This is a genomic window from Rufibacter sp. JT20002 (assembly GCF_056491185.1).
Window position 1 is genome coordinate 1925302 of sequence record NZ_JBSZJY010000001.1, and the last position, 20777, is coordinate 1946078.

Consider the following 20777-nt stretch of genomic DNA (forward strand, 5'->3'; position numbering starts at 1 on the left):
GGGCTCCTTCACCTGAAGGAGCCCTTTTCATTTAGTATAGTGCGTGCCGTAAAGATTTAATCAAACCTTAGCTACTCTAATCTTCTGTTTTCTGCCGATAATTAAATAGAGAATAGCGCCTAGCACCGGCACAAAAACAATGACGATCAACCATATCAGCTTTTCTGCACTGTTCGCAAATTTACCTGTTAGTAAATCTACCAGAGACCAGATCCATAAAACGACCGGAGCAACTACAAAAGACAGGAGTATGAATAACTCAATAAAACCAATGTTTCCGATAAACAATAAGGAGTGGTTTTGCATTTTCTGGACCCGAAGAGGTGGAAGGTATGAATAGAGTTCTACTTAATTTTCAAAGTAATATACCAAACCTATTTGAAGTGCTCTATTCTTGCCATCGTTTACTTCTACCGCGTTCCCATTTGAGTCATGGTTGGTGTAAGAAAATACATTTGTTAAACCGTGGTTATACCTTGCCTCCACTTCTAAAGATGAGCAAATTTTATAACTCACGCCAAGACTGGCAGCAACGTCAAGCTTATTACAAACATCAGTAATAGTCTTAGGATTATCACCAAAATTTTCTCTGGCATATAGTAAGTACCCAAACTCCGGGCCTACAAGAATAGAGAATCTCTCTATTGGTCTAATTCCTAGTAGAACCGGAACATTTAGATAATGGAATTCATCTATTCCCTCTACTTTGATGCTTCCAGTGTTAAAGGATATAGTGTTTCCTTTTAAGGAATAAATTGCTTCTGCTCTACCAAATAGCTTTCCAGTTATTTCCTTTTGTAATAATCCTCCTGCATAAAAACGTACTTTGTTTTTATAGACGTCACTTTGATGTCGATAATTAACATTGGTAATGTTAACCCCAGTTTTAATGCCTAGAGAAGATTGGGCCTGGACAAATTGAATACTGTAAATTAATAAGATAACAAGGAGGGGGATCTTTTTCATGATATAATATTAGGTTTTCTAACCTAACGATTCAAACCTTTTTAAATATATAGATTAATAATTATTTGTCTTTGATAGATGAACTGAACAGGAAACCTTGTATAATTTTATGCAAAGTTCAATGTTATGTAAAATGTATTAAGCTGTTTAGAATGAACGAAGCCTAAAGTTATTGACTGTTAAGATTATTTTGAAAAAGCACTCAAAATACGCTTTTTATTAGCTTTCTAATTGTTGTAGCCAAAATCTTGGGTAATTACTTTGCGGCTAGGGGTAGAAAAATCAATCTCTGCAACCACTGTAGACTTCTTTGTTTTAAGTAAGCTTTTCAATTGTTGTGTATTATTCAGAACAGGTTCCAGTTTTGAATAATTTTCTGCGTACTTTCTTTCTTGAATGAATTCCCCATTTTCAACATTGTCAGATTGCATAATCAACAAGTATTTGTCCTTGGGAAGGCTGGTCAGCTTGAAGGTGCCATCACTATCTGTTTCGGTCTCAAAAGTTTTATTTTTAAAGATGTCAGAGGTAGAAATTTGGTTCTTAGCAGTTGTAAGGGAAATTAAGTAAACTTTTGAATCATCATCAGCTCTCTTCCAGCCAAAAAACTTATACGTAATCTTCCCCTCAATAGAAGCTAATCCATCTGGAGTCTGGTTTTGATCCAGCGTCATTTCGGAGGTTTCTATTTGGTTTGCAGAAATATAGAAGCAGGAAGACACTCCAAAGGTGAAAACCAAAACAATAGCAAGCGTTAAAGAGTGTTTCATGCTTTTCTTTTTAAGAACTCAATACCTTTAATAGATAGGGACTACGGTTATGCTAATCAAGGGCGAGCCGTTGGGCGGGACGCTGCTTACACATTGTTGTGGTGCGTTATTTTATGGGTATTTAAGCCCCATTTCATTGACCTCATTGTCAACTTTTAACCATTTAACATTATTGCCGAGGTTTTGGTCAACCTCGCTTATTACCATAAAAGCATCGGTCAGGTACAATACTTCAACTATCCGTTCATTATAACCCAATGCTCCCGCGTCTTGGAGTTGATACTCAATTCTTTTTGAGTCCCGTTCTGTATTCTGGAAGAGAACCGTTTGTGTCTTCCAAGAAGGAATTGCAGTCATAACTTTGGCAGGTCCTATAACTAACACACCTGTAATTGCCAAGGCCGGTATTATTGACTCAATAATTTGCCTTTTTATAGTTCTGCTGAAAAGTAGGTTACATAAAAGCAAAATTGGAGAGAGGACAAGAGTCCCAATATATGCAAATGATTTAACAGCTTGACTCTTAATTTCAAAAAGCGAGAAAATATCAACAAGGAATAATATAAGCGCCAGCAAGAACAAGCTGTTTAGCACTATTATTAGTCTTCTTTTCATTACTCTTTTAAAATGAACCACAACGTACTTGTGTAAAAGGCGGCGAGGCCTCGGCCGATGTGGCGTTTACACGTTGTTATCGGTATGCTTTTTTATTTTTACCGAGTCGTTTAAATTGATAATTAAAACTGTAAGGAAGAAGATGCCTACATAAACATATTTTAAACTTCTTGGGTCGTCGAAACCATTTTCAAAATATCCAACGATAGTCGCGAATAAAGGAACTGATATTATTATCAGTACAATGTCTTGAATTAACATTGACCAGAATGATTTTCTTTTTATATAAAAAATTATGACCCCAATAAGGATAGTCGAAAACGCTACTACAGTCACCTCAAATGGAATATATTTTCTTAATCCTGACTCTTTGATCGGATAATACATTCCGCCATACAAGTACATTAAAGAAATCCATAGAAAGCTCCAGCCGTACAGGATGGTTAAGCCGAGCCCAATCATCTTTATAGTTATAATCTCTTTAGTCTTCATTTATCTTAAGCTTACCGCTTAACTATGGTGTACAAGGAACAAATCCGGTTATTGGAACTATAGGTAGGTTAAAACACCCTGTTTACAATGCTTTTCAACAAATAACCGGAACTGCTACCAAAAACAATGCAGGATTCATCTCTGAAAAAAGGTCCTGCTTTAAAGCTACTTCCACAAAACAGCCTTAAAACCTTAGCTTAATAAACTCTCGATATCCTCTTTGGTGAGGCGTTTGATGACGGCTTCGTCGGTGGAGATGAGGTCTGAGACCATCTGAAGTTTCTTGTCCTGTAGAGCCAGGATCTTCTCTTCCACGCTGTTCTTGGTGATGAACTTGTAGGTGAAGACGGTGTTCTGCTGGCCAATGCGGTGCGCACGGTCCACGGCCTGGGCTTCCACGGCAGGATTCCACCAAGGGTCTAGGATGAACACGTAGTCAGCGGCGGTGAGGTTGAGACCTACGCCCCCGGCTTTCAGAGAGATAAGGAAGACCGGTAATTTAGGGTCGTTCTGGAAATTAGCTACCTGTGCTTGGCGGTCTTTGGTGGAACCGTCCAGGTAGGCGTATTTGATTTTACGTTCGTCCAGCGCAGCCCGTACAATGTCCAGGTGCTTTACAAATTGACTGAAGATAAGAACTTTGTGCCCTTCGCTCACCACGTTGCGGGTAAGGCGCATTACCTCGCCCAGTTTGCCGGATTCGGCTTCGGAGGCAGGGTCAGCCATGCGCGGGTGGTTCGCAATCTGGCGTAGCTTCATAAGGCCCTGTAAGAGCATGAACTGCGACTTAGCCGCACCCTGCTCCTCAATATTCTTCAGGATCTTGTTGCGGTAGTACGACTTGGTTTCTTCGTAGGCGTGCTCCTGCTCCTCGGTCATCTTGCAGAACGTGATGTGCTCAATCTTCTCGGGAAGTTCTTTGGCTACCTGGCTTTTGTGCCGGCGCAGGATAAACGGTTTAATGAGCGCGTGCAAACGGCGGGTTTTCTGCTCGTCTTTCAGCTTCTCAATAGGCCGCAGGAATTCCTTCTTAAAGAAGTTCTGGGTACCCAATAGCCCAGGGTTGATGAATGACATCTGGCTCCACAAGTCCAGAGTGCTGTTCTCCACGGGTGTACCCGTCAAGATTAGCCGGTGCTTGGATTTTAACTCCCGCATGCTGATGGACGTGTTGGAGTTGGGGTTTTTGATAGCCTGGCTCTCATCCAGAATAACATAGTCAAACATGTACTTCTTCAGGATCTCGTGGTCTAGGCGCACAATGCCGTAAGACGTTAAAATCAAGTCGTAATGCTTGAACTGCGCCACGCTCTTGTTGCGGTACGTGCCGGTATAAGTGAGAATGCGCAGTTGGGGCGTGAACTTCTGGGCCTCGGCGAGCCAATTGTAGATCAAAGAGGTAGGCATTACCAGCAAAGAAGCCGTTTGGGCGCCGTTTTCCTTCCGGTGCTGCAAAAGCGCCAGTGTCTGCACGGTTTTTCCCAGACCCATGTCATCGGCGAGACAGCCCCCAAAATGGTATTCCTGCACAAAATGGAGCCAGTTGTACCCCGCCTTTTGGTAAGGGCGCAACTCGCCTTTGAAGCCGGCCGGCAAGGGGCGGTCTTCCACGGCTTCAAACTCGCGCAGTTTCTCTAGTTTGCGGCTCATAGTCACATGGGCTAGGTTGCCGTTCTGGAGGTCACTTACCAATGAAAGGTGGTGCTTGCGCAGCTTCAGCTCGTCATCGCCCTCAGAGAAGGCAAACAGCTCCAAATATTGAGTAAACCACTCCTCGGGGATGATTGCAATTTGGCCGTTTGGCAGCTTGTACTCGCGGCGCTTGGTGAGGATGTGGTTTCTGAGTTTAATGAACGGAATCTCGTAGGGCCCAAACCGCACGGTGCCGTAAATATCAAACCAGTCATTGGTTTCATTGATACCCACGTTCACTGAGGTTTCGCCTATGAAGTAGTTCTTTTCAGACTGGCTCTGCTTCAAGGTAAAGCCCAAATCTTCCAGAGCCTTGGCGTAGGTGTTCAACCACCCGAAGGCCTTGGGCTTGTCTAGAACCGCTTTGCCGTTCCTGATCTCCAAGCCACGACTGGAAAGCTCCCGCAAAAAGGAACTCTCCTGCTCAACGTCACGGTGCAACCGGTGGAAGATGTATGACTCTGGGGTTTTCTCCACACTCACACTGATCTTCTTAGATTCCTGCGTGCCTACGGTATAGGTGCCGTATTTGAAATTCAGCTGAAAAACAATCTTATCGCCTTCAGAAGGGTTCTTGATTTCTTCTTCCTCGTCTTCATCACCCGTAGTGGCAAACAAGGCGGGTGAGGGTTCGGCGACCGCTAATTCAGAGAACTGCAGTTGGGGCTGCGGTATGTAACGCTCAGACTTGATGTCGAACCCCTTGGCGTACACATCAAACTGCTCTACCAGCGGGGCCACAAACTTGCGGTAATAGCTTTCCTCCACGTTGCGAGGCACCACAATGAACTTCTTGTTCAGGAAAGGCTGCAGTTTCTTGCCGTCTACCTGTTTCTCAAAGCTGTACAGGCAGTCGTTCAAAAGAAGCCAGGCAGGCTCTTTGCAGACCAGCACCGCATTTTGGTACTGGAACTCCAGCCGCTCGCCTTTGTACTTGATGGTAGGAAAATAATGGGTGTTGTCATCGTTTCGCCGGAAATGGAACAGCACGGTGGCTTTCTCGGTGGCCATGTTCAGGCGCTTCCAGGTAGGTTCTCCGTCTTTGCCCATCACAAACACCATCTTGTCCTGCAGCAGATCCATAATTTTGGCCATGCGGCTTTGGATATAATGGTCTATGTTCTCCTGCAGGAGTTTATCGCCCTTGGCGGGGTCATAGGTCTTGAAGAAGAAATCGGCGAGGGTGGTTTTCTTGACCGCGAATTTCTTGAATACCGCATCTTGCTGGATCTGGTCGGTGAGTTCAATCAGTTCAAAGTCTATCTCATTAAGCCGGGCTGCAAACTCATCGGCGTTCTTGCTGGAGATGTTCTGGTGCTGAAGGGTAAGCTGGCGTTTGGAGTTAACCTGCACCACGAAAGACTCAAACAAATAGCCCAGGTATTCATGCTCAAAAAGAGAATAAATCACTTGAAAGGGCTGTGTTGTGTATACTTTCATGGCAGAATCTCGGCTTCCCAATATTGAAAGTACAACAAAATCTTTTTTTCACCGAAGTAAAACGCAGAAATTTTCCCTAAATACCATCTTTTTGGTAGCCGTAATCCTATTTTTCAGGTGTTTTTCGTAAAACGTACTAAAATCAACCGCTGAAAAGGAAGGCAATGAAAGGGAATCGCTTTCATGCTTGGTTTTTTGAAACGGCTCAGAAACGGATTAAAGGTTCTCTCGAATGGAAAGTGCGGCAGCCCGGCGAGCGGGCCGAATTGAAACCAGAAACGTGATGAGGATGATGGCCGCGGCGGTAAGCATGAAGTCTGTGGGGCGCATCAAGACTGGGTAAGCCTCCACCACCGAGGTGCTCATGCCCATGGAAACCCATCCAAACGTCTGCTGCAGCCAACAGATGGTGCCGCCTACTACTAAGCCCACAACAGCCCCGGTAAAGGCCACAATTGCTCCTTCCAGCAAGAAAATCCGCCGGATGGTACCCGGGTCGGCGCCTAAAGAAGCCAGGATGGCAATGTCTTTCTGCTTGTCCAGCACCAGCATGGATAGCGAGAAGAAGATGTTGATGGAGGCGATGAGCAGGACAAAGGTAAAGGTGACAAACACAAACAGCTTCTCTACCTTCACGGCTCTAAGAAGGCTTACGTGTTGTTCTTCGCTGTCTTGCACGTTAAATTCCTTGCCCAAAAGATTCTGCAACGCAGTTTGCACGTTGTCGATGTCCTCTATGTTCTGGGTTTTGATTTCAAGGGAAGTGCGCTTGTTTCCGTAACTCAGGAGTTCCTCAGCGAAAGTCAACGGCACAAACACGTACTGATCGTCGTACTGGCGTTCAATGGCAAACACCCCGCCTGCCTGGATGCCCAACTGCCGGAAAGCGTTCTCTGGGTTGATGATGGTTTTCTTGCCTGCCTTAGGGTACAGGAACTGCAAGGGCGAGAAAGGGTTCTCTGGCCGGATGGAAAGCTGATACTGTACCCCGCGCCCAATGAGGGCGAACTCTTTCTCGTCCCGCTTCAGGCGGTAATCGCCGTCTACAATAGCGGAGTCAATCTGATTCTGCTGGAAGAAGTTATCGCTTACGCCCTTTATCTTCACCACCATTTGCCGGTCATTGTACCTGAGCAGCGCGTTGTCTTCAATGACCTCGGTGACCAAAGCTACTCCTGGCGTTTTCCTGATTCTTTCCAGAAACTGGGTGTTGGTCTCAAAAGACTTTCCTTCTACTGAAGTAATCTTTATTTCAGGGTCAAACTTGCCGTATAGTGACCTGATGAGGTCTTCCAGGCCGTTGAACACTGAGAGCACCACAATGAGCGCCATGGTGCCCACACCCACGCCAACCATGGCAATGATAGAGATGATATTGATGATGTTGCGCTTCTTCTTGGAGAAAAAGTACCGCCGGGCGATAAAAAGGGCAACGTTCATCTTATAGTAACGGGGAGTTAAAGGTAAGTGAATACAGAAACGGCAGAAGCTCCTTTCTATTATTCAGGTTCGGTTTACTGTTCTCAGGCAAAAGGGTTCTGTTTTATGCCCGGAAAGGTAGTATTTTGGCTATCTCTGCTGTAAGAGGGGCTGTTAAAACTGATTTACTGGTCGGCGTTTCACGGCTTTGGTCATGCACACGCTGCTTTCAATGTTCTCATATTGCCCGAAGTTTGGAATTACCTGAAAACCGCTTTTGGTATAGAGCCTGATGGCTTCTGGCTGGGCTTTCCCGGTCTCCAGAATCAGAGACTCAAAGTTCAGCTCGGCGGCCCATTGCTCCAACTCCGTCAGCACATTTCCGGCAATGCCCTGCCCCCTGAACTCAGGCAGCACAAACATCCTTTTCACTTCTGCGGTGCTTCCTGAATACGCCTTGATTGCTCCGCACCCCACCGGAATGGTGTCATAGTAAGCCACCACCACATGCCGGATAGCATCTATTTTGTTGAACTGGGCGAAAAAAGAGTGGTCATCGCCATCCCTTACATGAAGGTCGGCGTCTAAAAGGGAAACAAGCTCTACAAAATCTTGGTTGGCCGAATCTGTTCTGACTAACTTTATCATCCTGTTGGCGTAATGCTAAAAGCGGGTATCTTTTTGGTGAAGTTAACAGTTCTAAACAAATTGTCAAATTCCAAGAAGCAGTTGCTATTTTAGGCCCGTTTTTCTTCAAAGTGGGCTAAAGCGAAAATTCTCCTCTTTTGCCTTTGGACCAACAAGCCAAATACTTATCGCTGCTTTCTATTTCCAGGCTTTTACAATGAGGCCGGTACCGGTTGGGTGCTTCCCATTGGTGTCTAGCCAGTTCAAAAGGAGACAGAAAGGATATACCACCAGATAATAGAACGGCAGAAGAATAAAGAACAGCTTGGAAGCGCCCAACATCAAAATAGGGTACTTCATGCTCAATCGCCAGGAGATCTTTCCCGGGGCACCGTAAGAGTAATGCGCTTCGGTGCGGCTGAAACCAGCACTCCTCAATTTGTGCTGTATTTCCTGGATGTTGTAGCCGTCCCGTACGTGTTCTTCAATAAAGGAGCTTTCCTCATCGCCGTGCACGTCTGAACCACCCTGATCTGACGGAGTAGAGATCAGCAGCATGCCTCCCGGGCGCATAGACGCATGGAAGTTTCTGAAAACCTCCACATCCTCCAGAATGTGCTCCATCACATCCACTGACAAGACCAGGTCAAATGCCTGCGGCTCCTGATAGGTCACCAGGTCCTCTTTCCGGAACATCACGTTATGGCGGCCTATCTTCTGGAAGAAGTTGCTGCAATCAGCGATCTGCTCGTCTTTCACGTCTACGGCCAGAATGCGCCATTTAGGGCTTATGCCGGAGAGATAGTAGCTGTATTGCCCAAAGCCGGAGCCTGCATCCAGAATCTGCACTGGTTGCTGACGTTTGCCTTTGGCCCAAGCCCGCAGCTCTTTGTGGATGTGCCACGTACGCAGCAGAAGCAGGTCTAAGAGGTTGTAAAAAAGCTTGCGCAGGAAAGGCGTTTTGTTGAACGCCTCGCCTAAAACGCGTTTTATTGGATCGTACTGCATGAGTGGGTCTAGTAGCTGGCTGGGTGAACGGGGCTGAGATTAACGCTCCTCGGCGTCTTCTTCATCGTCGTCAATGTCTTCGTCGTAGAAGTAGTCGTCGTCCCCGTTCCGGAAGGGATTGGTAGGGTCTTCCTTGGACTCTGACGGGATATCTAGTTCAGAAATGATTTTATCCATCTTGGCAGCGTACTCAGCGGTGTCATCCAGATAAAAGATCAGCTCTGGGATCACGCGCACCTGGTTCTTGATGCGCTTGGCCAGTTCATGCCTGATGGTCTTGGTGTGAAACTTGATTTCCTTCAGCAAGTCGCGCCCGTTGGGGTTGAGCAACAGGCTTAAGTGTACTTTTGCCACGCCCAAATCCGGAGACACGGCTACCCCGCTCACTGATATATAGGTGCTCTGAAACAGGTGGGAAACATCGCGCTGAAAGATCTCAGCAAGTTCCTTCTGAATCAGTCTGGCGAATTTTTGTTGGCGTTTACTTTCCATGGTTCCGCAAATATCGTATTAATTTCACATTTTTACCCCACAAACCGTCCTCCTCTTTGCCGTAAGGTAAGAGCGAAGGCTAAGCCGCGCATTGCTTGATACGATTCTTCCGCAGTTTGTTTCCGTCCAGGTGGGTGGTGTTGGTACTGCTGTTTCTCCTCATCCGGCTTCCGTTGCTCATTTTTGGGCTGCCTACTACCCTCTCAGAGCTGCACTATGTGCTGCTTGGTGAGCGCCTGCACCAAGGTTTTACGCTTTATCAGGATCTGTATGACACAACCGGGCCTCTCTCGGCGGCGGTGTACTGGCTACTGGATGCCGTAGCGCCTCGCTCCTATCTGGCGCACCGATTGCTGGCCACGTTCTTGGTGGGCTACCAGGCGTTTCTGCTCAACTTTGTCTTCAACCGGAACCAAGTACACCCTTACAAATCTTACGTGCCTGCCCTGCTGTACATGCTCTTTGGAAGTATTTTCTTTGAGCTAGATGTGCTTTCTCCGCTATTGTTAGGGCATACGTTTGTGGTACTGGCCGTGTACAGCCTTACCGCCATCTCCAAGGAAGCCTCCAATGCGGGTCGTCTGTTCAAAGCTGGTTTTATGCTGGGACTGGCGGCCTTGTGCTATCTTCCGCTGGTGTGGTTTCTGGTGCTGGGGTTCTTCGCCATCATCTACTTCGCCTCGGGGGCTTTCCGGAGTACTTTGTTGATGCTCACGGGCTTTGTGTTCCCGTTTACCGTGGTGCTTACCTATTTCTTGTACCAAAACGCCTTGGTGCCTTTTCTGGAGCAGGGGCTTACCTGGTCGTGGCAGTTCACGTTTGCCTTTGGCTTGCCTATAAGCCAGGTGCTCACCATCGCGGCTTTGCCATTGGGGCTGCTGCTCCTGTCTTTTCTGAGTTTGCCTTTGGTGAACCTGGGACCTAACTACCAAGCGCGTTTCCTGCAGTTCAAGCTCATCTGGGCGATTGTGGTGGTGCTGGTACTCATCAGTGGGCACGATGGATCGGCGAAAGGCTTGATTTTACTGTTGCCATTGCTGGCCTACTTTGGCATTTTCCTTTTCAGCTGGTGGGGAAACCGTCTGTGGATTGCCGAGTTGCTTTTCCTGGTAGTGATTGCCGGTGTGATTGCTGTGCGCTACAACCCCTTGGGGCTGGTTTACCCTGCCTTGAAGCTGACGCCGGAACTGGTACAAGTGCAGGATGCCCCCAAGTACCGCCAGGTGGAAGGCGAGCGCCTCTTAGTCTTAGGACCCGACCTGAATTACTACCAGAACAACAGCCTGGGATCTCCTTATCTGCGATGGAACTTGGCCCAGCCTTACTTCGGGCGCTTACACTACTATGAGTCCTTATTCACCATTTTGCAGGACCTCCGGAAAAACCCTCCCTCCTACATTGTGGACCAACAGAACCTCATGCCCGAGTTGCAGTACAAGTTGCCTTTGGTTTTCCAGCGCTATGAGAAAGTAGAGAACGGTCCCTATTACCGCCGGGTGCGCTAAAGTTGTTTCCTCCTATTTTTCAGCCAGTTTTCCTGAAAGAAGCTTAAAGCAAGAATATAGATAGTAGCAATCCCTTATGGTTGCCCTTTGGAGCATCTTTCAATAAGACCAGCAACGGTAAAAACCTGCATCTCATCAGGTCATTCGCCGGTTTCAGCACTCCTGCTTTGAGCCCTTTTTTTCGAAAATTGACTAAAAAACAGAAAGGGCACCCACAAGAGGTGCCCCTACAATATCTTTCGACTCAGAACTTTAGGCTAAGAGCTCGAAACTCGTACCGTTAGGCGCAGGCAATCTTGTTTACTCTAGTCTGGTGGCGGCCTCCTTCAAACGGAGTCGTCAAGAAGGCTTCTACCATTTCGCGGGCTACTTCTTCGCTCACAAACCTGGCCGGTACACAGAGTACGTTGGCATTGTTGTGCGAGCGGGCCAGTACAGCCAGTTCCTTTTGCCAGCACAAAGCGGCTCTGATGCCCGCGTGTTTGTTCGCGGTAATAGCTACGCCGTTGCCGCTTCCGCAAAGCAGGATGCCCATTTCGTATTCCTTGTTTTCTACTGCCGAAGAAAGCGGATGCACGTAGTCTGGGTAGTCTACCGAGGCATCGGAGAATGGTCCGAAGTCTTTCACCTCGTGGCCCAGTTCCTCTAACTGCTGTTTCACAATCCCTTTGTATTGATAACCGGCGTGGTCGCCGCCTAATGCTATTTTCATGGCTAGGTAAGGTTAAGAAGTAGCTTGTTGATTTAATTTAGCCAGATCGCGCCGGCGCACCCACCAGGAGATATTGATACTCACCTCGTAGAGCAGCAACAGCGGAATGCCCATCAAGGTCATGCTTAGTACATCGGGCGGAGAAAGAACCGCCGCCACAAAGGCAATGACCACTATGGCGTGCTTACGATAGATACGCATCAACTCTGGTGAGACTATGCCTGCCCTGGACAGGAAGAACACAATCATGGGCAATTCAAACATAATGCCGCAGGACAACACCAACGTTACCAACGTGGAAATGTACGATGACAAGTCAAACTCATTGGCGATACTTGGGTCTACCTGGTAAGAGGCCAGAAAGTTGATGGAGAGCGGCGATACAATAAAGTACCCAAACAGAGAGCCCAACAAAAACAGGAACGACACAAAGAACACTGCCCCACGTGAGTTTTCCCGTTCATTGGGGTAGAGGCCTGGTTTAATAAAGCTCCAGATCTCCCAGAACAGGTACGGGAAGCCTAGCAACAAACCAATCACAAACGAACTGGTTAAGTGCATAGTAAACTGCGAGGAGAGCTCACGGCTCTGCAGCGTGAAATCAAGCTTGTTAATGCACAGACCCGCCGAGTTGATAGCCGCGCCAATCTCACAGAGTTTCCGGTACGTAAAAAAATCGGTGCGGGAAGGCCCCAGGATGATGTCATGGAAGACAATCTCCTTGTTGGCCATGGCAATGCCTGTGAATACCACAACGGCCACCGCCGAACGGATCAAGTGCCACCTGAGAATCTCCAGGTGGTCCAAAAAGGTCATTTCGTGCTCTTCTCCGCCGTGCGCTGCCACCTCTCCGGAACGTTGTGCCATGTAATAGTTTCGTGCTTAGTAACTGAACAACGGGAATTGTTGCATCCAGTTGTTGATTTCTTTTCTAGTGTCAGAGATGATGGTCTCGTTGTCATGGTTCATGAGTACGCGGTCTATGTAGTCCACAATGCGATCCATGTCTTGTTCCTTCAGTCCCCGGGTAGTTACGGCAGCAGAGCCGATTCGGATTCCGGAGGTGACAAAAGGAGATTTATCGTCAAACGGCACCATGTTCTTGTTGATGGTGATGTCTGCTTTGATCAACGTGTTTTCGGCCAGTTTTCCGGTAAGGTCTTTTGAACGAAGGTCGATCAGCATCAGGTGGTTATCTGTGCCGGCTGAGATCAATTTGTATCCGCGGTCTACAAATGATTTAGCTAGTACCTGGGCGTTTCTTTGTACTTGGGCAGTGTATTCTTTAAATGAAGGAGAAAGCGCTTCGTAGAAAGCCACTGCCTTCGCAGCGATCACGTGCTCCAGCGGACCACCTTGCGTACCCGGGAATACGCCACCGTCCAGCAAAGAAGACATCATGCGCAGTTCGCCCTTAGGGGTTTTCAGGCCAAATGGGTTTTCAAAGTCTTTCCGCATCATGATCATCCCGCCCCGAGGTCCCCGCAAGGTTTTGTGAGTGGTAGTGGTCACAATATGGCAGTATTCAAATGGATCGTTCAGCAGGCCGGTGGCAATCAAACCAGCGGGGTGCGAAATATCGGCTAATAGCAAGGCACCTACGGCATCGGCGGCTTCGCGCAGGGCTTTGTAGTTCCAGTCACGGGAATAGGCAGAGGCCCCGCAGATGATCAGCTTTGGTTTCTCACGCTCGGCTACTTCTCTTACCTTGGTCCAGTCAATCTCGCCGGTTTCTGGTTCTACGCCATAAAATGAAGGCTTGTACAGCTTGCCCGAGAAGTTCACCAACGAACCGTGGGTTAAGTGCCCGCCATGCGATAGGTCAAAGCCTAGGATTTTATCACCGGGGTTCAAAACTGCCAGCATTACGGCGGCATTAGCTTGTGCACCGGAGTGCGGTTGTACGTTTACCCACTCGGCCCCGAACAGTTGCTTTGCCCGGTCAATGGCTAATTGCTCAGACTGGTCTACAATCTCGCAGCCACCGTAATAGCGCTTGGCTGGTAAACCTTCTGCGTATTTATTGGTAAGCACACTGCCCATGGCTTCCATTACCTGGTCAGAAACAAAGTTCTCAGAGGCAATAAGTTCTATGCCATGCAGCTGGCGCTGATGCTCTTTCTGGATAAGATCAAAGATTTGGGAATCGCGTTGCATTGGTGTTCTGTTAGTGGGTGCCCAAAAGTACGGCCATTGCGGCAAATAACCAATGGTTTAAGCCGCCAAGCCTTGAGAGATCAGGTTTCTGGGGCTTTGTTTTAGGTGTGTTTCTGTAAAAACAAACAAAAAACCCTCAGGTACTGCCTGAGGGTTTCTGGAAAGGAATTAAGAATGCTTTATTCCTTGATGAGGCGCTGAGAAGTTCTTTCTCCGTTCAGCTCCGTTACCAGTAAGTAAATTCCGGGCTTTACTTTGGAACCGGTTACCAGTTCTGTAGCGGAAGTGCCTTTAGAAATTTTCACCTTTTTCTCCAGGGCGACTTCTCCTTTCTCATTCAAGAGTTTCACAGCTAGGTCACCGGCTTTCTCTGCATTTACCGTCAACTTCAGTTTATCAGTAAAAGGGTTTGGGGCCGCCTGTACCGCTGCTGAGTACGCCTTGTTCTCTACTTTCAGCGTCTGGCTATAGGTAAGAGTGCCATCTGCATTTGTGCGCTTCAGGCGGTAGTAGTTGGCCGGTGTTTGCTCTGGGCTGAAATCTTCTGCATGGTATACCGCTACTGCTGCATTGCTGCTGTTCTGTCTCGGTGCGTTCTGGATGATGGCCTTAAACTCTTTGCTGTCTGGGTTTGAAGCTCTTTCCACATCGTAGTAAGCTGCGTTGGTATCATTGGCTTTCCACTTCAGCTTCACTGTTTTAGCGTTCCAATGGGCGGTGAAGTCCATTTCTTCCACCGTAGCAACTGGCTCTTTTACTGGCGGAACTGGTTTAGAGGCAACAAAGTCAATGGCTGCGGTGCCGTTGTGCAGGTAAAATTCTGTGAAGTCTGTAATGCCGGTGAGTTCTGCGGTGAAGTAGTTACCTGTTGAAGAGAAGGTGGCGCCTGTTAAATGGGTGGTAGTAGCGCCTTCCTCCACATTATCGGTGTAATCACAGTTCTCGGTGTTTGCGGCACTGTACGTCGTAAATGAAAGATCATTTAAGCTATTGACGGCATTGGTTTGAGCTTTGTAGGCTTCCAGTTCAGATAGCAATCCGTAAAACCGTACTTTAACCGGTTTGTCAATGGCGGGAGCAGAGGCAGATCTGATTCTCCAGTTTCTGGGTAGCGCATTGATCTCGGTACCCTGTGCATTAATCATTTTACGGGCATTGTCTAGGGCTACGGCAAAGTCAATGGTTACCTCGCCCAAGATGTTCCCGCCATCGTTGATGGTTGCGACTAACTCCCCTTCAAGCTTAACTTCTTGCCAAGTGCCGGAGCCAGTTGACGTAACGCTGACCGATGATTTACAGGCATTAAAGTCGGTGGTGCTTTTGGGGGTGTAAATAGTAGATCCGCAGCTTACGTAGTTCCAACCGTTGGTATTTCCGATTGCCTGGCTGGATAAACCCGCGTAGTATGCCCCGGGTCCTGTGGCGGTAACATCAGAAATAGTGAGGTAGTCTGTGCAGAATCCAAAAGAAGAGAAATTGATGTTGGCTGTTTGGCCTGCCACTGAAGATTGGATGGTTGTCAATGAGCCTGCCCCAAAAGTAAAGAGGCTTTCAATGGTTTGGCTTTGGCCACTTTCTAAAACAAGGGTATTGGTTTCGGTTGCAATTGCCTGCTTTGGTAAGGTAATGCTTTTAAAGGTATTGCTTTGGTTTACGAAAGACTGAGGCCCGTAAAGCGTCACTTGTTTGTACGACTTCCCGCCTCCATTGAAGAGGTGCGTTTCTGGTCCGTTTAAGGTAAAGGCAGCTGAATCTGCCCGTAGGTTCAAGGAAGAAGATATGTTCCAACGACTTAAGTTCTCAAGAATAGAATTGCTTAAATCTAATGCTCTGGATTTGTCACCAACAGAGTTGAAAGCATTGATGGAGATTGGGAACCCGTTCGTCTTAAGGGAACCTTGATTCAAGTTGATGGTGCCGTTTGAGCTTACTCGTATCTGGCTTTTTAAATCCCAGCTTCCCGGTCCGTCAAAGGTCAAGACTGTTCCTGGGGCAAAGAGCCTTCCTTCAAAGTTGATTGAAGTGTTCTCTTGCGCAGATTTGAAGTTCAGGAAGAAGCCTTTGGTGCCGGTAAACGTCAGGTCCAGGTTGGCTTGCAAGGCGCCGTGTACATTCAGGGCTTGGCCATTCCCGTCGAAATTTGTTGCTCTAATGCCCGTCCAAGAAATGTTGTTCACCTCTGCTTCTTTGTCAAGAGTAACTTTCTGACCCGTGAATAAAAAGGAGTTGATGTCAAACACTACATTGTCGGCAGCAGTAGGCAGCGTCTGGTGTTTTACTTTGCCCCCACTGGTTGTAGCCCAGTGGCCTAATTCACTCCAAGCTCCACTCCCGCGGTTGTTCGTTCCAAAGGGAACCCAGTAATATGTTTTCCCGGATGCCGTAGAATCTTCTGAAGCTACCGCCAATGAAGGATTCGCCAGCCAAGCCAAGGCGGTAAGGGATAAGATGGACCGGATGTTTTTGGAATGATTTTCCTTTACAAGATGGCTGTTGCCATAAGAGTATGACAGAACTCCGCTGGCTAATACCAGACAAAGGGTGAAGAACATTGCCTTCTTTAAGCTAGTAAACGTTTTTGTCATAAGTGTTCATTGAAAGTTTAGAGATAGGGTTAGATAGTAGAGAGCGTTTATGGAATAGTTCTATCAAAAAGCACCTGTTTTTGTTGTCAGAAGATTTTACCTATTAGTTGTTGTTAGATTGCTAAAATCATGAACCTTGTGGTAATAGTTAAATTTTATGTGTGTTTATATTGATCCTAAAGAAGTTTATGATTCTAATTAGTCAATTTTATGCTCTAATATATACTATAAATATATATAGTATGAAGGAAGTATATTATAAAATGATTATTATTTAAAAAATGACATTAGGTGTTTGCGCAATGCTATCAAGATCTACTTCTACCCTTCTCTTACTAGATAGCCTGTAGAGAATGAATCCGATTTCCATTAGGTAAAAAGAGCTTTCCGGTAATTGTTAGGCGGACCTGCCAAAAGTGGCAACTTGGATGGGCTACTACCGGGGTGGGCTATTCAGGGTTGATTATCTACTAGTAGGTTTTTTGAGCATAAAAAAAGGGGAGGCAATTGCCTCCCCTTTTTTGGTATAGTACTTAAGGTTATTTCTTAACAACTCTTAGGGTAGTTACCTGGCCATTCAATTCTGTTGTTAGAATATATAAGCCAGAGCTTAGCGATGTTTGGTTCAAAGGAAGCTCAACAGTTGATATTCCGCTTTCAACTGTAAATGCTTGCTCGTACGCTTTCTTTCCAGTGGCGTAGTAAAGAACGACGGTTAACTTTCCAGCTTTCGCTGCTTCAACTTCCAGGTTAAGCGCGTTTGTGTCGCCAAACGGGTTTGGATAAGCTTTCACTGGAGAAGAGATAGCTGCTGTTGTGTTTTCTACCGCAATTGTTTTGCTGTACTCTACACTGCCATCTAAGTCAACTTGCTTCAAGCGGTAGTACGTCACGGCGTTCTTACCTGCAGTGCGATCTTCTGCTGTGTAAGAAGTGGCAGAAAGGCTGTTTACCACCTTGCTGTTTACCCGCTGAACTGTCTTGAATTCTTTTTCAGTTGGGTTTGTAGTTGCTTGCACCTCAAAATAAGCGTTGTTTCTCTCTGCAGCAGTGGTCCAGGTCAAAGTAACTCCGTTGGAAGTCCCTTTTCCAGAAAACTCTACCAGTTCAACAGGAAGGGTTGTTGGCTCAATCACAAAGAAGTCTTCCTGCGCAGTACCTCCAGCTGTGTTTACTGCCATAGGGCCCGAAGTAGCGCCAGCAGGAACTTTCACAGTGATAGTATTAGGGTCACTATTTGTATACTCCGTAGCCTCAGTGCCATTGAAAGTTATGGAGCTGATATTTTCTAAGTTTTGACCTTTTACAGTAATCACATCTCCTACCAGGCCAGAGTTAGGTGATAATGAAGTAATGTTAGGAGATACATAGAAATCAATCTGCGCCTCTCCGCCGTCAGTGGTCACCACCAGCGGGCCTGAGGTCGCGCCTGCCGGGATGGTCACTTGAAGCTGGGTCCCGTCCTCGCCCAAGGTCCCGAACTGGGTGGCAGGGGTCCCGTTGAAGGTGATGCTCCGCACGCTCACCAGGTTGGTGCCGTAGATGAGCAGGGGCTCGCCCACCGGCTTGGAGGTGGAGGACAGGGAGGTGATGGTTGGCGCCGGAGGGGTCACGGCGAAGTCGGTGGCGCTTTCGGCAATCGTCTCGCCCTCCTCGTTTAAGACCACGATTCTGCCGGTCACTGCGCCTTCGGGCACGCGGCCGGAGATAGAAGTCTCGGATGGCCTGTCAATTTCCTCGGCAAAGAGCACCTGGCCCGCCGCGTTGTAGAAGCCGATGCCGGCCACCTCGGGGAAGTTGGTGCCGTTGACGGTTACCAGCGTGTTGATGGGGCCGCGTCCTGGGGTGAATGAGGTGATGGCAGTTTCAATAACAAAATTAATCTGTGCCTCTCCGCCGTCAGTGGTCACCACCAGCGGGCCTGAGGTCGCGCCTGCCGGGATGGTTACTAGTAGTTGCGTCCCGTCCTCGCCCAAGGTCCCGAACTGGGTGGCAGGGGTCCCGTTGAAGGTGATGCTCCGCACGCTCACCAGGTTGGTGCCGTAGATGAGCAGGGGCTCGCCCACCGGCTTGGAGGTGGAGGACAGGGAGGTGATGGTTGGCGCCGGAGGGGTCACGGCGAAGTCGGTGGCGCTTTCGGCAATCGTCTCGCCCTCCTCGTTTAAGACCACGATTCTGCCGGTCACTGCGCCTTCGGGCACGCGGCCGGAGATAGAAGTCTCGGATGGCCTGTCAATTTCCTCGGCAAAGAGCACCTGGCCCGCCGCGTTGTAGAAGCCGATGCCGGCCACCTCGGGGAAGTTGGTGCCGTTGACGGTTACCAGCGTGTTGATGGGGCCGCGCTCTGGGGTGAATGAGGTGATGGTAATTCCAATAACCGTAAAGAAAGATCTTGCTGAGCCTCCTGCAGTCGTTACTACTAAATCACCTGTAGCTGCTCCATCTGGTACAACTACAACTAATTGGTTGTTGTTATTAGACAGGTATTCAGTAGCAGCTACGCCATTGAAGGTAATGCTTCTAATACCATCCAAATTTGACCCATTTATAGTTACTTCTGTACCTATTGGTCCAGAAGCCGGGCTAATGCTAGTAATGGAGGGGGCTGGAATGATTACAGTGAAATTAGTTTGTGCAGATCCTCCAAGTGTGGTAAGCACTAGGTTCCCTTGACCTACAGCTGCTCCAGTAGGTACTTTAACGGTTATTTGAGTTGCGCTTACAAGGGTAAAGTCAGCTGCTGCTTGACCATTAATAGTGATGCTCTGAAAATTTTCTCTTTCAAAGTTTCTTCCATTAATGGTAATCAATGTGCCTATTGGGCCGGATGACGGAGTGATAGAGGTGATGATTGGTGCGGGTATGATAGTAAAAGAACTGCTTGACGTAGTTGTGTGTAGCGCGTTTCTTACAGTTATTGGGCCAGTAACAGATCCAGTAGGTACGCTAACAGTTATTCTGTTATCGTTCACTACAGTTAAATTACTGCTTGGTTTATTAGAAGAAAATAAAACCTCTGTAGTGTTGATGAGATTAGAGCCGTAAATATCCACTGTTGTGCCAAATCCTCCAGAGGTTGGGGTGAATGAAGAAATTGCAGCTGGTAAAATTGTTCCGGTGCCCGTTAAGTTAACAACGTAGTTTGATTCGTCTGAGTCATTGTTTCTGATTGTTAATGATGCTCTCTTGTCATATAAAGCGCTAGGCTTGAAAACTACTTTGAAAGTGGTTTCTTCGTTAGGCTGCAACGTTCTTAAAGAAGGGTATTCAACTATTTCAAACTGACCTGCTGGATCTTCGCTTGTGATAGATAAAGCAGGTTCTGTTTCTGGTGCTGTAAGCAGCAGAGGTTCTGAACCAATGTTTTTAATAGTAAATGTAGTTGGACTGCTTGTAGTCTTAACATTTTGTGAGCCGAACGAATAAGCAGTTCCACCGCTTGCTAAGGTTTTGCCAGCAACTGTAACATCTATCTCTGGAACAGTTGTTCTCTTGGTGATATTTACTTGGTCAATGTAAATGTTGGTAGCTCCATTTGAAGAAGTGTTGATCGAAATCAAACGGAATCTAATGCTTCTGGTATCAGGCTTAAGAGAAGCGGAAATAACATGAGAGCTGTTAAAGCCCTTTCCCGCTAAGCTGGTAAAGGAAGCTTCTGGTACAGTGGTGTAAGATCCATTGATAGTGGTTGATTCTTCTACCACAAACTGCCCCGTAAAATTTCTGCTTGTTGCGTTTGTGTTTGCTAGAAAAGTAAGTTTTTCTGGTTTGTCTGAAAAGTTTACTTGGACAATAGACCCAGCGGCATTGAAATTGGCAACAGAAGAAGATGTTGTATTTTGAGCTGGTTCTGAATCTGGAAAGGAGATGTTGGTTAGGTTCGTGAATGATGGATCAGTTCCTAAGCCTATCTGCGACCAACCCGCGACTGTTGACGGAGAAGTCAAAGGGGTCTTCCATTTTCCACTATAAGTGTTAGGTAGACTTGTTGTTGAGGTACCAAGTGTTTGCGCCTGCGCCTCCAGCATAGGCAGTATCCCCAGCAGAACCAAGACTAAAAATAGCCAGACCCTGCTTGCATTGTTTTCCCCGGAAGCCTTTCTTCTGAGTAAATTTTTCTCCATAAACGCTACTTTAAAATTGATAAACCTATTATTATATTAATCTTTTACCTGCTCCAGAAGACTTCCTCAGCATTGTCATTCTCTCAATGAGTATTCAAATATTTCTACTATTTTAACAGTGAATATCTAAAATGACATATATTTAAGGGTGGTCATCTACGGGTAAAATTACT

Annotated in this window: 15 protein-coding genes; 1 reads left to right on the plus strand and 14 read right to left on the minus strand. The window is 47.0% G+C overall.

Annotated elements, in window-relative coordinates:
- Positions 1-60 precede the first annotated feature (60 nt).
- The 9 genes from ACW9SV_RS07625 to rbfA all read right to left on the minus strand — a co-directional run bounded on the left by ACW9SV_RS07625 (position 61) and on the right by rbfA (position 9521).
- Positions 61-306 carry a PLDc N-terminal domain-containing protein gene (locus tag ACW9SV_RS07625; protein WP_479556140.1) on the minus strand — a complete coding sequence of 82 codons (246 nt, stop codon included), beginning with the start codon at positions 304-306 and terminating at the stop codon, positions 61-63.
- Between the two features lie 42 nt (positions 307-348).
- A complete protein-coding gene (locus ACW9SV_RS07630; protein WP_479556141.1) occupies positions 349-966 on the minus strand; it encodes a porin family protein in 618 nt (205 codons plus the stop codon).
- Between the two features lie 227 nt (positions 967-1193).
- Entirely contained in the window at positions 1194-1736 is a 543-nt protein-coding gene (locus ACW9SV_RS07635; protein WP_479556142.1) for a hypothetical protein, read from the minus strand.
- 111 nt (positions 1737-1847) lie between these two features.
- Positions 1848-2351, minus strand: a complete 504-nt coding sequence (locus ACW9SV_RS07640; protein WP_479556143.1) for a hypothetical protein — start codon at positions 2349-2351, stop codon at positions 1848-1850.
- 684 nt (positions 2352-3035) lie between these two features.
- The gene (locus ACW9SV_RS07645; RefSeq protein ID WP_479556144.1) at positions 3036-5975 is read right to left on the minus strand and encodes a DEAD/DEAH box helicase; all 2940 of its coding nucleotides are present in this window, start codon (positions 5973-5975) and stop codon (positions 3036-3038) included.
- A gap of 216 nt (positions 5976-6191) precedes the next feature.
- The gene (locus ACW9SV_RS07650; protein WP_479556145.1) at positions 6192-7415 is read right to left on the minus strand and encodes an FtsX-like permease family protein; all 1224 of its coding nucleotides are present in this window, start codon (positions 7413-7415) and stop codon (positions 6192-6194) included.
- A 153-nt stretch (positions 7416-7568) separates the two neighbouring features.
- On the minus strand, positions 7569-8042 hold the full coding sequence (locus tag ACW9SV_RS07655) for a GNAT family N-acetyltransferase (RefSeq protein ID WP_479556146.1): 474 nt from the start codon (positions 8040-8042) through the stop codon (positions 7569-7571).
- 177 nt (positions 8043-8219) lie between these two features.
- Positions 8220-9029 carry a class I SAM-dependent methyltransferase gene (locus ACW9SV_RS07660; protein WP_479556147.1) on the minus strand — a complete coding sequence of 270 codons (810 nt, stop codon included), beginning with the start codon at positions 9027-9029 and terminating at the stop codon, positions 8220-8222.
- A gap of 39 nt (positions 9030-9068) precedes the next feature.
- Positions 9069-9521 carry a 30S ribosome-binding factor RbfA gene (rbfA, locus tag ACW9SV_RS07665; protein WP_479556148.1) on the minus strand — a complete coding sequence of 151 codons (453 nt, stop codon included), beginning with the start codon at positions 9519-9521 and terminating at the stop codon, positions 9069-9071.
- Positions 9522-9616: 95 nt separating this feature from the next.
- On the opposite strand from rbfA, the gene ACW9SV_RS07670 reads away from it, so the two are divergent.
- The gene (locus ACW9SV_RS07670) at positions 9617-11026 is read left to right on the plus strand and encodes a hypothetical protein (protein WP_479556149.1); all 1410 of its coding nucleotides are present in this window, start codon (positions 9617-9619) and stop codon (positions 11024-11026) included.
- A gap of 280 nt (positions 11027-11306) precedes the next feature.
- Here ACW9SV_RS07670 and rpiB read toward each other — a convergent pair whose 3' ends face one another.
- The 5 genes from rpiB to ACW9SV_RS07695 form a co-directional block, all read right to left on the minus strand.
- Positions 11307-11738: a ribose 5-phosphate isomerase B gene (gene rpiB / locus ACW9SV_RS07675; RefSeq protein WP_479556150.1), complete on the minus strand. Its 432-nt coding sequence runs from the start codon at positions 11736-11738 to the stop codon at positions 11307-11309.
- Positions 11739-11750: 12 nt separating this feature from the next.
- Positions 11751-12605 carry a twin-arginine translocase subunit TatC gene (gene tatC, locus ACW9SV_RS07680; RefSeq protein ID WP_479556151.1) on the minus strand — a complete coding sequence of 285 codons (855 nt, stop codon included), beginning with the start codon at positions 12603-12605 and terminating at the stop codon, positions 11751-11753.
- 15 nt (positions 12606-12620) lie between these two features.
- Entirely contained in the window at positions 12621-13895 is a 1275-nt protein-coding gene (locus ACW9SV_RS07685; protein ID WP_479556152.1) for a serine hydroxymethyltransferase, read from the minus strand.
- A 179-nt stretch (positions 13896-14074) separates the two neighbouring features.
- Positions 14075-16480: a T9SS type A sorting domain-containing protein gene (locus tag ACW9SV_RS07690; RefSeq protein WP_479556153.1), complete on the minus strand. Its 2406-nt coding sequence runs from the start codon at positions 16478-16480 to the stop codon at positions 14075-14077.
- 539 nt (positions 16481-17019) lie between these two features.
- Positions 17020-20604, minus strand: coding sequence for an IPT/TIG domain-containing protein (locus ACW9SV_RS07695; RefSeq protein WP_479556154.1), 3585 nt, complete (start codon positions 20602-20604; stop codon positions 17020-17022).
- Positions 20605-20777 lie beyond the last annotated feature (173 nt).